Here is a 10,885-nt window from a genome sequence, read left to right as displayed (position 1 = left end):
GGCCGGCGCCGGGGCGGGGTTTTCCGGCGCCGCGGCGGCCGGGGCGGCGGGGCGGTTGCCCTGCGCCACCAGGCTGGCCCGCAATCGCTCCAGATCCGCGACGAAGGCGGCGCGGCTGGTGTCGTTCTTCAGAGTGGCCAGGATGCCATCCAGCGCCGCCAGCGAGTCCGGCGGCACGGGCGCCGCCGGCTGTGGCGTGCTGGCAGCCGGTGGTGCAGCCGCCTGGGCCATGACGCCCACCGGGCGCAGCAGCACGCCACCCCCGAGGAGCAGCACGAACAACAGCAGGCTATGGAGCGGCAAAGCGGATCTGGCGGTACCTGGCACGGAGCATCCTTCGGATAAACGCAGGCGGTTCTAGAGCGTGATGGCGCGGGGCGTCATCGCCGAAAAGCCCTGAACGCACCATGCGGCAAAAGCTGACACAAGCCGGGCACTAGCCGGTGGGCGTGGCCGCACCGGGCGCCCCGCAGGCCGCCCAGGTGGTGTACGCGGCGGGTGGAGCACTGCCGGATCGTGGTCACGGACCCCTTCTCGGCCGCGATCATGGCGCCAGCATGGCCATTGGGGTGCCCGCCCCACTTGGACGAGCGGCCACTACGGCAGGGGTACCGAGCCAGATGGGCACGACGGCCCCACGCCGGGCGCTGCGCCGTGCGGCCGGCATCAGACCGAAGGCCGGGCGACGGCGCCGGCGCGGATCAGCCCCACCTCCCCACCGCCCGGGTGCTGCTGGGTGTCGGGGCGGGAGAGCTCGCCCTTGCCTTCCACCTCGGCCCGGCCGCGCGGCAGGGCGTGGGGGTATTCGGCCTGCAGGAAGGTGATCATCTTCTCCCGCACCTCGCAGCGCAGGTCGAAGGTGCGGCCGGCATTGCTGGCGCTGACCAGCATGCGGATCTCCATGGTGGCCGGGCGCAGGTCGGTCACCTGCATGTTCACCACTCTTCGGTCCCACAGCGGCGAGGCGGCGGCGATCTCCTGCAGCTTGCGGCGCATCACATCCACCGGGGCGGTGTAGTCCACGTGCAGGAAGGCGGTGCCGATCAGGGTGGAGCTCTCGCGCGTCCAGTTCTGGAACGGCTTCTCGATGAAGTAGCTCAGCGGCAGCACCATCCGCCGCCAGTCCCATAGCCGGACGACGACATAGGTGGCGTTGATCTCCTCCACATTGCCCCACTCGCCCTCGACGATCACCGCGTCCTCCAGCCGGATCGGCTGGGTGACGGCCAATTGGATGCCGGCGACAAGGTTCTTGAGCAGCGGCTGCAGCGCCAGGCCGAGCACGATACCGGCGGCACCGGCGGAGGCCAGCAGGCTGACGCCGTATTGCCGCACGCCCTCGAACGTCATCAGGGCCGAGGCGGTGGTGACCATCACGATCAGGATGGCCGCCACCCGGCGCAGGATGCGGGACTGGGTGGCGTGTTTGCGGGCCAGGAGGTTGTCCTCCGAGTCCAGCTTGAAGCGGCGCAGGTAGATGGTCGTCCAGATATGCAGCACCGTCAGCGCCACCCAGCCGAGCAGCGCGATGAAGCAGACCAGCAGCAGGTGGCGGATGAGGTCTGCCTGCTCCAGCGTCAGGGGCGAGACGCTGACGCCGAAGGCCAGGCCAAAGATCACCAGCGCCAGGCGGATGGGCCCCTCCGTCCGCTGCACCAGGGAGCGCCAGAACAGGTCCCTGTCGCTCACCACCCGGGTGGCGAAGCGGAACAGCACGCGGTGGAGTGACAGGGCCGCCAGGGTGCAGGCGGCGAGGACGATGAGGCTGACGGTCCAGTCCGGCAGCCAGTCGATCGAGACGACGATGCGACGTGCGATGGTGGAAATGCTGTCCAAAAAAGTCTCCCGTGGGTCGGGGGCGAGGGGGGCGCCTCCCCCTTGCTGTGGGGATCCAGGCGGAGAAACGCATGAAGGGTGGTGCGGCTCCAAGCTTGGCAGCACCGGCCCTGGCAGCCGCCGTCCGGCCGATTGGTGAAGATGCCGCATTGCAGCAGGGATCATCGCTATTGGAGCGATCCGGCGCTCACCCAGACGTGAAAGAAAGCGCCGCAGTTACGGCGGCTCCGCAGCACCGCTCGTCAAAGTCATGATTTGTCACACGGGCGGGCAGTGCGCCGCGCGGCGCGACGGCCAGGGACTGCCCTTGAACGAAGCAGAGCCGACAGGGCGGGCGAAACTGTCCCCTCCCCTGCAACATTTTGCCTTCATGGTCAGGGCAGGAGTGAGTCGCGGCATGACATTGGAACAGGACGCAACGCGCATCGCCCAGGTGCCGCTGCCGCCGGACAATCCTCAGCCGCCCACCCCACCGATGCCCCCGCCCAGCCCGGACCCGGAGCCGAGCCCGATCGATGACCCACCGGACTCCGACATCCCCGTGCCGGGCGAGCCGAGTGTGCCGCCGGCGGGCGACCCGCCAGGGGACCCGCCGATGCGACTGAACTGAGCGCTGCGCCCGCGCGCAACGCCCGCGAGTGCCTTCGAGATGGCTGCAACACGCGCTTCGACGCGTCATCCGCGAGGTAGGTCATGAACAGCAAGGCAACATGGCGCACATGGGCTTCCCGGGTGGACTGGGAAAGACGCGCGGAGCAGTTGGGCACCGCTGGTGCGGTGTGGATAGGCGCGGTGGCCCTGCTGTATGTCCTGCGACTGATCTAATGAGCCTGAGGCGATGACCCCTACGCATGGACCGTCACGGGTAAGCTGAACTGCCGGACGCCGTTATTCGGCCCGCTCAATCCGAGGCGGGCCGAAATCGTGTAAACCGCACCAAACGAGCAGCGGCCCGGTCAGCGCCGTTGCTGATCCGGCCGCTGATCCGGCGTCACGCTCCGCTGCTCCAGCGATGGCCCTTCCGTGGTGGTCCCAGAGGGCGACGGAGCCTGGCCCTGGCGGTTATCCGGGCGGGTCCCGGTATTGCCGGCGTTACCGCCCGGCCGCGTCGGGCCGGCGCTGGAATTCGCTGTGCCGCTGGATGGGTTGGGCACCGTGTCCGTCGGCGGCTGGGTAATGGGTGTCTGGCTGCTCGGCCTCTGGCTGCTGGGCGACTGGTTCCCGGGAGCCTGGCTCCCGGACTGGGCAAGCGCGGGCCCCGCGAGGAGCGCGCCCGCCAGCACCGTGTAGATCATTGCTTGGCGCATGCTGGCTTTCCTTCTGGGCAGCGACGTACCGCCCTGCCGGAACAACAGCCCGCGGCGCAAGGAGGTTGCGCCTCGGCACGCCATCCGTGATCGCATGCCGAGCAGTTCGTCCCGTCCATGGCAGAGGATGAAAGAACTACTCGTCAGAAGCGCTTGGGGAGGAAGACGAAGTCCGCCTTTGAGGGCAGTGCTGAAGGTAAGGCCTTGGCGACGCAGCGGAAGTTATCGTCAGCAACAGCAGAGTCCTGCTGTTTTACAGGCCGTATGCTGAGCCGAGGCTGCCGACCCGCAGCGCCTCCCGGGCAATCTTCAGCTGCGCGCGTCGCGAAGCGGATTGGTGCGAGATAACGGCCGCCTCAATCCGCAATGCTTCCGCCTTCACACACAGGCTGGGGCGCCAGTGCGGGTTGGACCGGGCTTTTGCCAAGCCGTCCAGGGCCATGGCGAGTGACATGAAGGGTTGTTGCATCCGGTGAAACCTGCTTTCGCCTGGATCAATCGCTCCCGCATATCATGCTTTGCGCGGCGCCCGGTAGCCCCGAGCGTCAGGAAACATCCCCGCCTTGCCCGCCTGCGTTGCGCGGACCCGTCAGGCGCCTGGCCGGCGCACCGCCAGGGCGGCGGCGCCCAGCATCAACGCGGCACCCAGGATCTGGCGCGGCCCCAATGCTTCGCCAAACACCAGATGGCCCAGCACCAATGCCACCACCGGCGACACGAAGGCATACAGCCCCGCACGCGCCGAACCCCAATTGCGCATCAGCCGGAGGTAGATCGTGTAGGCAACGAAGGTGCCGAACACGACCATGAAGCCAAGGCTGGCCAGCGGCGCCGGATGCAGGGCCCGGTGTAGCGTTTCGAGCGACAACGGCTCCAGCAGTGCCGACAGGACAATCAGCCCGACGGCACCGGTCAGCGCCTGCGCCCCTGTCAGTTGCAGCGGGTTCGCCGTGGCGAGCAAAGGCCGGGACAGTACCGAGCCCATGCAGTAGCAGAGCGACCCCAGGATGATGGCCAGGATGCCCCACAACTCCATCGGGTTGCCGCGCAGGTCGATCCTGCCGGCGAACAGGGCGACAAGCCCACCAATGCCCAGCAGCAGAGACATGGCGTGGCGCCAGGAAGGCACCTCCTCACCGCGCAGCAGCGCCAGGCCGTACAGGCCGACCACGATCATCGTCATGTTGACCAGCCCGGCGACGCCGGTGGCGACATGCTGCATGCCCCACAACAGCAGCGCGTAGGTGCCGGTATTCACCAGCAGGCCGGTCACCAGCACCTGACCGCCAAGCCGGCCACGGAGCAGCGGGACAATGCCGCGAACCGCCACCAGCAGCACCACGCCGACCACCGTGTAGCGCACGGCGGAGAACAGCACCGGCGGCATGCTGCCGATGCCCACCTTGGCGGCAATCCAGGTACTGCCCCAGATCAAGGACATCAGCAGGAACAGTGGCAGGTCGGTGCCGGTCGGCTCGCCCCCACGGGCCGTCGGTGCCGCCACCGCACCGGTGTGTTCACCCCTCATGCCGCGCAGACCCCTTCCGCTTCCGCGACGATTCATGGCATGGGTCCGTCCGCCGGGCCACTGCCGGACAGACGGGCTCGGGCTGCTTTGGTGGATGGCGAGGGCTGGGCTCGCAGCGCCGCTTGCGTCGACCGCTGCCTTCCGTGAAGCGGCGAGAGCGTGGTGAGGCTGCCGGCTTCAAGCGCGGGGCCTAATGCCACGATGCCGTTTAGGACGGCCCAGGCGCTTGCCTAACGCCCAACAGAAAACCCCTCCCCGGAGACCGGAGAGGGGCGCATCTGATGTCGCGATATGGCATCCCCAACGGGATTCGAACCCGTGTTACCAACGTGAAAGGCTGGTGTCCTAGGCCTCTAGACGATGGGGACAAAGGCCATATGTGCCCGCATGACTGCGGGCGGCGGTTACTAGCGTGAAGGGGGTACCACGTCCACCCCCTTCACGCTGAAAACGCATCTTTCCTCACACCGCCGGCGCGGCATCCTGCAAATGCAGGCTGGCCGAAACCTCGCCATTCCACCGCTCGGCGCGCAGGGCGCCGGCCAAGTGCAAGGGCACGCCGCCACTGTTCAGCAGCAGCTCCGCCAGCGGGCCTTCCTTGGCGCGGAAGCAGATGGCCTTGAGCCGCCCGCCCCCCTCGCCCTGCACGAAGGCGCGGATGGTGCCGCCCTCCTTCCCCACCCGGTCGGCACGGACGATGCGGGAGCGCGGGAAGACGAAGGTGGGCTCCTCATTGCCGGGGCCAAAGGGGCCGAGGCGGCTGATCTGCTCCGCCAGGTCGGCGGTGCCGGCCGGCACCATCAGCGTGGCGTCCAGCACCAGGTCGGCGGCGCCGGGCAAGGCGGAGGCATGCGCCAGCCGCTCGCTGAGAAAGGCCAGCACCTCACCCTGCCGCTCCGCGCGGAAGGAGAAGCCGGCAGCCATGGCGTGGCCGCCACCGGTCTCCAGCAACCCCGCCTGCCGCGCCGCGATCACCGCCGCGCCCAAATCGACCCCGGCCACCGAGCGGCCGGAACCCTTGGCCAGGCCTTCGGACACGCCCGCCACGCAGGCCGGGCGGTTGAAGCGTTCCTTCACCCGGCCGGCGACGATGCCGACCACGCCCGGGTGCCAGCCCTCGCCGGTAATCAGCAGCACCGGGTGGCCGGCTGCGGCTTGCCGCTCGGCCTCGGCAAAGGCGGCGGCCAGGACCTCGCTCTCCACCTCCTGCCGGCGGCGGTTCACGCTATCCAGCCGCTCGGCCATCTCACGCGCCGCCACCGCGTCGTCGCAGGTCAGCAGCCGCACGCCGAGGTCGGGCTCGCCGATGCGGCCGGAGGCGTTGATGCGCGGGCCCAGCAGAAAGCCCAGCGTGTAGGCGGAGGGTGCGTCCCGCGCCTGGGTCACGTCCAATAGCGCGGCGATGCCGGCACGGCCGCCCCGCGCCATCACCTTCAGTCCCTGCGCCACGAAGGCGCGGTTCAGCCCGGTCAGTGGCATGACGTCGCACACCGTGGCCAGGGCCACGAGGTCGAGCAGCTCGCGCAGGTCGGGCTCCCGGCTGCCGGTGAAATGGTTGGCCTTGCGCAGCGTGCGCAGCGTCGCCACAGCCGCCATGAAGGCCACGGCGGCAGCGCAGAGATGCCGCAGGCCGGAACCGCAATCGAGCCGGTTGGGGTTCACGGCAGCGGCGATGACCGGCACCGGGCCCTCGGCCTTGTGGTGGTCCAGCACCACCACATCCGCACGCCCCTTCGCCGCCTCCAGCGCCACATGGGCGGCGATGCCGCAATCGACGCAGACGATCAGCGTCGCCCCCTCCTCGCACAAGGCGGCGATGGCGGTAGGGTTGGGGCCGTAGCCTTCCTTCAGCCGGTCCGGCACATAGGCGCGGACGCTGCAGCCGAGGTCGCGCAGGAAGCGCACCATCAGGGCGGAGGAACAGGCGCCGTCGACATCATAGTCGCCGAACACCGCCACCTGTTCCCCGGTGCGGATGGCGTGGGCCAGCCGGTCGGCGGCGGCGTCCATGTCCACCAGGGTGGAGGGGTCGGGCATCAGCGCCCGCAGCGTCGGCTCCAAGAAGTCCTTGGCCTCGTCGATGCCGATGCCGCGGGCGGACATCAGCTGGCCGACCAGCTCCGGCAGCTCCAGCCGCTGGGCGATGGCCAGGCCGATGCGCTGGTCGGCCTGCCGCCACATCCAGCGGCGCCCGGTGGCGCTGGAGGAGACCCCCAGCACCGGCGCAGCCGGATTGGCAGCCAGCAGATCAACCGACAAAGGCGCTCGGCTTCAGGGTGTAGTTGTGGTGCGCCTCGATGTAGCGAACCGTGCCCGTCTTGCTGCGCATGATGATGGAATGCGTGTAGGCGGACTGCGCGCCGCGCCGCACGCCCTTCAGCAGCGGGCCGCCGGTGACGCCGGTGGCCGCGAACATCACGTCGCCCTTGGCCATTTCCTCGACCGAGAACTTCCTGTGCGGGTCGGTGATGCCCATCTCGATCGCGCGGGCGATCTGGGTATCGTCCTCGTACAGCAACCGGCCCTGCATCTGGCCGCCGATGCAGCGCAAAGCGGCGGCGGAGAGCACGCCCTCCGGCGCACCGCCGGAACCGAGATACAGGTCCACGCCCGCCGAAGGCTGCGACACCGCGATCAGCCCGGCCACGTCGCCATCCGGAATCAACATGATGCGCGCGCCGGCTTCCCGGCAGGCCTTGATGATGCCGGCATGGCGGTCACGGCCCAGGATGCAGACGACGAGGTCGTTGATCTCGGCTTTCTTGGCGCGGGCCAGGTTACGCAGGTTCTCGCCCGGGGTGGCATCCAGGTCCACCACGCCGGCCGGCAGGCCGGGGCCGACGGCGATCTTGTCCATGTAGATGTCGGGCGCGTGCAGGAAGCCGCCATGCTCGGCCACCGCCAGGGTGGCAATGCTGTTCGGCCCGCCCGTGGCGCAGATATTGGTGCCTTCCAGCGGATCCACGGCGATGTCCACCTTGGGGCCGCCGCTGCCGATCTTCTCGCCGATATAGAGCATCGGCGCCTCGTCCATCTCGCCCTCGCCGATGACGACGGTGCCTTCGATGGCGATGGTGTCGAACGCCTTGCGCATGGCGTCCACGGCGGCACCGTCGGCGGAGTTCTTGTCGCCACGGCCGATCCAGCGGCTGGCGGCCAGCGCGGCGGCTTCCGTCACGCGGACGAGTTCGAGGGCGAGGTTACGGTCGACGGGGACAGGATCGCGCATAATGGCTCCTCTTGCAGGCTTCAGCTGGGCACTCGGGCGGGGTGGACCCGCGCGCCGGGCGTTTGCCACCCTGCGGCGGGCCACCCGGCCATAGTCAGAGCGTCTCGATACGGATCAACGCCGGTGGCTCCAGCACCGAATCGAGGGCGGCGATCTTCGCCAGGGCCCCGCGCATCGCGGCTTCCTGGCATTCATGCGTCGTCAGCACGATCGGCACGGCCTCCCCGGGCGAGCGGCCGCGCTGGATCATGCTTTCCAGGCTGATGCCGTGGTCGCGCAGCACGCCAGTCACGTCGGCCAGCACACCGGGGCGGTCCAGCACCATCAGGCGAAGGTAGTACGCGCCGCGATTCTGTTCCATCGGAACGGAAGGGGTGTGCGCCAGGGCCGCGATGCCGGCGCCCCAGACCGGGGTGGCGCGGTTGCGCGCGATGTCGATCAGGTCGGCCACCACGGCGCTGGCGGTGGGGCCTGCACCGGCGCCACGGCCTTCCAGCACCACGCGGCCGACGAAATCGCCCTCCGCCACCACCGCGTTATAGACGCCGTCCACCACCGCGATGGGGTGGGACACCGGCACCATGCAGGGGTGCACGCGGGTGGAGATGCCGCCTTCCACCTGCGCCGCGATGCCCAGCAGCTTGATGCGGTAGCCCAGTTCCTCGGCCAGCTTGATGTCCAGCGCGGAGATGTGGCGGATGCCCTCCACATGCACGCTGGCGAAATCCACCGGGCGGCCGAAGGCCAGCGCGGCCAGGATGGCCAGCTTGTGCGCGGCATCGACGCCGTCGATGTCGAAGGACGGGTCGGCCTCGGCGTAACCTAGCTTCTGCGCCTCGGCCAGTACGTCCGCGAACTCGCGGCCCTGGTCCCGCATGCAGGTCAGGATGTAGTTGCAGGTCCCGTTCAGGATGCCGGTGACGCGCAGGATGCGGTTGGCCGCCAGTCCTTCCCGCAGGCCCTTGATGGCGGGGATGCCACCGGCCACGGCGGCCTCGAAGGCCAGGGCGACACCAGCGGCCTCGGCCTGCTCGGCCAGGGTGGCACCATGCAGCGCCAGCAGCGCCTTGTTGGCGGTGACGACCGGCTTGCCGGCGGCCAGCGCGGCCTCGACCAACGCCTTGGCCGGGCCGTCGGAGCCACCGATCAGTTCCACCACCACGTCCACGCCGGGGTCGGCGGCCAGGGCGACGGCGTCGTCATACCAACGCAGCCCGTCCAGCGCGACGCCACGGTCCCGCGTCCGGTCCCGCGCCGCCACGGCGGTCACCACAATGGGCCGGCCCGCCCGGGCGGCGATCAGCTCCGCGTTCTGGCGCAGCAGCGTCACCACGCCGGCGCCGACCGTACCCAGGCCGGCAACGCCGATCGACAGCGGACGGGTCATGCTTTCACTCCATCGGAGCCGGCCTCGATGGCGGGGCCAGCATTGTCGCCTTGCAGGAAGCCGCGGATGCCGCGCAGCGCCTGGCGGATGCGCTGTGTGTTCTCCACCATGGCGATGCGGACATGCGTGTCGCCATGCTCGCCGAAGCCCAGGCCCGGGGCCACGGCCACCTTGGCGCGGGCCAGCAGCAGTTTGCTGAACTCGACGCTGCCCAGGCCGCGGAAACGCTCGGGGATCTCAGCCCAGACGAACATGCCGGCTTCCGGCACCGGCACGTCCCAGCCCGCCTGCTTCAGGCCCTTCACCAGTACGTCGCGCCGCTCCTTGTAGAGCTTGCGCATGTCGTCGATGCAGTCCTGCGGGCCGTTCAGCGCGGCGGTGGAAGCCACCTGGATCGGCGTGAAGGCACCGTAGTCCAGGTAGGACTTCACCCGCGTCAGCGCCGAGATCAGCTTGCGGTTGCCCGCCGCGAAACCCATGCGCCAGCCGGCCATGTTGTAGGTCTTGGACATCGAGGTGAACTCGACCGCCACGTCCTTCGCACCCGGCACCTCGAGAATGGAGGGCGGAATGCGGTCCCCGTAATACAGCTCGGCATAGGCGAGGTCGGACAGGATATAGATCTTGTGCTTCTTCGCGAAGGCGACCAGCTCGCGATAGAAATCGAGGTCCGCCATCAACCCGGTGGGGTTGGAGGGGAAGTTGACGATCAGCGCGGTCGGCTTCGGCACGGAATGGCGCACGGCGCGGTCCAGCGCCTCCAGCATCGCGTGGTCCGGCGTGTGCGGGATGGAGCGCACCGAGGCACCGGCGATGATGAAGCCGAACTGGTGGATCGGGTAGGACGGGTTCGGCACCAGGATGGTGTCGCCCGGCGAGGAGATCGCCGCCGCCAGATTGGCCAGGCCTTCCTTGGAGCCGAGGGTGGCGATCACCTCCGTCTCCGGGTCCAGCTCCACGTTGAAGCGGCGGCCGTAATAGGCGGCCAGGGCGCGGCGCAGGCCGGGGATGCCCTTGCTGGCCGAATAGCCGTGGGTATCCGGGTTCTGTACCGCCTCGACCAGCTTGGCGACGATGTGCGGCGGGGTCGGGCTGTCGGGGTTGCCCATGCCCAGGTCCACGATGTCCTCGGCGCTCGCTCGCGCCTTCGCCTTCGCCTGGTTCACCTCGGCGAACACATAGGGCGGCAGGCGGCGGATGCGGTGGAATTCCTCGGTCATGGCGCGCGAGTCCGTTGTGGCGTGGGCAGTGGGGGTAGAGCAGATCGCGCCCGGAAGCCACCCGCCGCAGGAGATGGGAGATGGCCGGCGGCGGGATAGCGGAGCCCTGGCGGATTTGGTGGACGCCCAGGCCCGGAAAAGCTGCTTCGCGGTGGGCGAGACGGCTGCGCGATGCCGGGCGAAGGGGCGCCCGGCGCTAGAGGCGCGGGGCGGCCGGTGGCGGGGCCATCATCTCCGCCGGGGGTGGCGCCGGTGCCATCATCTCGGCCGGCGGCGGCGCCGGGGCCATGCCGGGGTCGGCCGGCAGGGCGCCCGGGGCGTCCGGCGAGGTGCCAGGGGCGGGAATGGGCAGGCTGCTGCCGGGGGCGATGCGCGGCG

Annotated in this window: 9 protein-coding genes, 1 tRNA gene and 1 pseudogene; 1 reads left to right on the top strand and 10 read right to left on the bottom strand. The window is 69.5% G+C overall.

All coding sequences use genetic code 11. The annotated features are described in order from the left end of the window. Both IBL26_RS24270 and IBL26_RS24265 read right to left on the bottom strand, forming a co-directional pair. Positions 1-327: pseudogene (locus IBL26_RS24270) on the bottom strand (hypothetical protein); the annotation flags it as partial. A 339-nt stretch (positions 328-666) separates the two neighbouring features. Continuing rightward, the gene (locus tag IBL26_RS24265) at positions 667-1,836 is read right to left on the bottom strand and encodes a mechanosensitive ion channel family protein (RefSeq protein WP_187787090.1); all 1,170 of its coding nucleotides are present in this window, start codon (positions 1,834-1,836) and stop codon (positions 667-669) included. A 397-nt stretch (positions 1,837-2,233) separates the two neighbouring features. On the opposite strand from IBL26_RS24265, the gene IBL26_RS24260 reads away from it, so the two are divergent. Further along, complete coding sequence (locus IBL26_RS24260) at positions 2,234-2,446, top strand: hypothetical protein (RefSeq protein ID WP_187787089.1); 213 nt, start codon at positions 2,234-2,236, stop codon at positions 2,444-2,446. A 950-nt stretch (positions 2,447-3,396) separates the two neighbouring features. On the opposite strand, the gene IBL26_RS24255 is transcribed toward IBL26_RS24260, so the two are convergent. The 8 genes from IBL26_RS24255 to IBL26_RS24220 form a co-directional block, all read right to left on the bottom strand. After that, a complete protein-coding gene (locus tag IBL26_RS24255) occupies positions 3,397-3,612 on the bottom strand; it encodes a hypothetical protein (RefSeq protein ID WP_187787088.1) in 216 nt (71 codons plus the stop codon). Between the two features lie 120 nt (positions 3,613-3,732). Then, positions 3,733-4,671 carry a DMT family transporter gene (locus tag IBL26_RS24250; RefSeq protein WP_187787087.1) on the bottom strand — a complete coding sequence of 313 codons (939 nt, stop codon included), beginning with the start codon at positions 4,669-4,671 and terminating at the stop codon, positions 3,733-3,735. 292 nt (positions 4,672-4,963) lie between these two features. Next, positions 4,964-5,039: transfer RNA gene (locus IBL26_RS24245), tRNA-Glu, on the bottom strand. Positions 5,040-5,133: 94 nt separating this feature from the next. Further along, positions 5,134-6,852, bottom strand: coding sequence for a single-stranded-DNA-specific exonuclease RecJ (recJ, locus tag IBL26_RS24240; RefSeq protein WP_187787091.1), 1,719 nt, complete (start codon positions 6,850-6,852; stop codon positions 5,134-5,136). A 67-nt stretch (positions 6,853-6,919) separates the two neighbouring features. Continuing rightward, complete coding sequence (gene glpX / locus IBL26_RS24235; protein ID WP_187787086.1) at positions 6,920-7,900, bottom strand: class II fructose-bisphosphatase; 981 nt, start codon at positions 7,898-7,900, stop codon at positions 6,920-6,922. 94 nt (positions 7,901-7,994) lie between these two features. Next, positions 7,995-9,287: a homoserine dehydrogenase gene (locus IBL26_RS24230; RefSeq protein ID WP_187787085.1), complete on the bottom strand. Its 1,293-nt coding sequence runs from the start codon at positions 9,285-9,287 to the stop codon at positions 7,995-7,997. Beyond that, on the bottom strand, positions 9,284-10,507 hold the full coding sequence (locus IBL26_RS24225; protein WP_187787084.1) for an LL-diaminopimelate aminotransferase: 1,224 nt from the start codon (positions 10,505-10,507) through the stop codon (positions 9,284-9,286). Before IBL26_RS24225 ends, IBL26_RS24230 begins: the two co-directional genes overlap by 4 nt. Positions 10,508-10,703: 196 nt before the next feature. Then, positions 10,704-10,885: hypothetical protein (locus IBL26_RS24220; protein WP_456316420.1), on the bottom strand; the 182-nt coding region annotated here is incomplete at its 5' end.

The organism is Teichococcus aerophilus, assembly GCF_014490485.1.
Lineage (GTDB): Bacteria > Pseudomonadota > Alphaproteobacteria > Acetobacterales > Acetobacteraceae > Pseudoroseomonas > Pseudoroseomonas aerophila.
This window is presented reverse-complemented; position numbering and strand designations above follow the sequence as displayed.